Annotated in this window: 3 protein-coding genes; 1 reads left to right on the plus strand and 2 read right to left on the minus strand. The window is 44.1% G+C overall.

Annotation, left to right across the window (positions count from 1 at the left end):
• A partial coding sequence (locus RTW80_RS25175) for a hypothetical protein (RefSeq protein WP_312720783.1) occupies window positions 1-180 on the plus strand: 180 nt, incomplete at its 5' end.
• Here the strand turns inward: RTW80_RS25175 and RTW80_RS25180 are convergent.
• Window positions 160-948 (minus strand): TPM domain-containing protein, encoded by a 789-nt coding sequence (locus RTW80_RS25180; RefSeq protein WP_000713462.1) that lies wholly within the window; start codon window positions 946-948, stop codon window positions 160-162. The genes RTW80_RS25175 and RTW80_RS25180 overlap by 21 nt on opposite strands.
• Window positions 945-1,406 (minus strand): DUF3592 domain-containing protein, encoded by a 462-nt coding sequence (locus RTW80_RS25185; protein ID WP_000076376.1) that lies wholly within the window; start codon window positions 1,404-1,406, stop codon window positions 945-947. The genes RTW80_RS25180 and RTW80_RS25185 overlap by 4 nt, the downstream gene beginning before the upstream one ends.
• Between the last annotated feature and the right edge of the window lie 11 nt (window positions 1,407-1,417).

The raw sequence follows: 1,417 nt of genomic DNA on the forward strand, positions 1-1,417 counted from the left end.
AAAGTTGCTGAAGGGATTAAAAGCGGGAAGCATTGCCTGATGCACTACGCTTATCAGGCCTGCAAGGGGACGCAATTAATTGAATTTGCGGGTTTTGTGGGCCGGATAAGGCGTTCGCGCCCCATCCGGCATAATACACGCGCACTTTTCCGGCCTCTTTTATCGTTTACTCGTCAATAACAATGCGGCAATAAACGTACAGACACCAATTAGCCCTGCCCAGAGTGGCGATATTCTGGTAATCGCAAAGCTATTATCGATATACAAACATAAAGCCTGATAACCCATATTGGCAATAGTCATCGCCACTGCAAATTTTAACGCATAAATAAAACGAGTCGTGTAGTAAAAGATCCTGGAAAATAAGATAAACGTCGCAGCCCAGGCGATAAAACCTAATGTGTTGGTGCTGCCGGGGGGAGCATTTTCATGCTGTTGTCCTGGATGCGGATAATACGTTAGTGGCGGCGTCGATTGTTTTAATATCTGTGCTTGTAGAACAGCCAATGCATTATTGATTCCCTGATACCAGAGATCTGCATTTAAATAAGCCAGCGTGTGATTTTCTATCAGAAGGCCGAGATGTTTATCGTCCAGACCACTTTCAACCTGGCCGTTGGTGATCATAATTAACCGTGGTTCGCGGGTAGTAAATAGTAACAGAACACTTCCTTTTACATCACTCAATGAAGATGACGCATGCGCCAGCATCGCTTTACCATTTTGTCTGAGACTGGCTTCATTATTAATGTCGGGTAAAACCACAATAAACGGTGCAATTCCCGTTTGTTGGCGAAAAAGCTCGGCTTTATGCGCGATCTCTTCAGCATCTGGTACAGTACCGGTAACGTCCGTAAAAAGTGTCTTCATTATTGGAATTAATGGCTTGCTGGCTGCTGTCAGAGGCAGGAGTATCAGTAAACTGAGCAGTATAATGAATTTTTTCATGGGCGGGACTTCCGTTTCCTGCGTGATTTTTTAGAGGAGGGCATACTTATTAATAAACCGACGGCGATAAAAATAACGCCCATAATGCCGATAAACCCCCATTTAAAAAAATTAACCCACGGGTTATTTATCTCAGCCTTTTCAGGATGCCCGGGAGAATAATAAACATTAACTTTATCGCCTTCGCTGTCTTCATAAAAATCGCTGCCGATACTCGAATTGAAAATTAGCGTGTAATCTGGCGTCGGTCGAAAGGCAACGACGGGATACCACGAACCATCTTTACCCGTGCGATGAGAATGACTGGAGTGCCAGACGGTATCAACAATGACGCCTTCGGTATGAATCGCGTCTTTGCTATAGGTGAACTGGTTATAAAAGACAACAACAGAAATGAGGATCAGTACCAGACCGATACCGAGGAATATACGAAAGAAAACTTTACTGTCCTGACTCATTAGCCACATCC

Source organism: Escherichia sp. AM3 (genome assembly GCF_032029835.1).
GTDB classification, from domain to species: Bacteria; Pseudomonadota; Gammaproteobacteria; order Enterobacterales; family Enterobacteriaceae; genus Escherichia; species Escherichia coli.

Excerpts from the sequence above, each read along its gene's own strand:
- RTW80_RS25185 (WP_000076376.1), bottom strand. The coding sequence starts at position 1,406 with ATGAGTCAGGACAGTAAAGTTTTCTTTCGTATATTCCTCGGTATCGGT.
- RTW80_RS25180 (WP_000713462.1), bottom strand. The coding sequence starts at position 948 with ATGAAAAAATTCATTATACTGCTCAGTTTACTGATACTCCTGCCTCTG.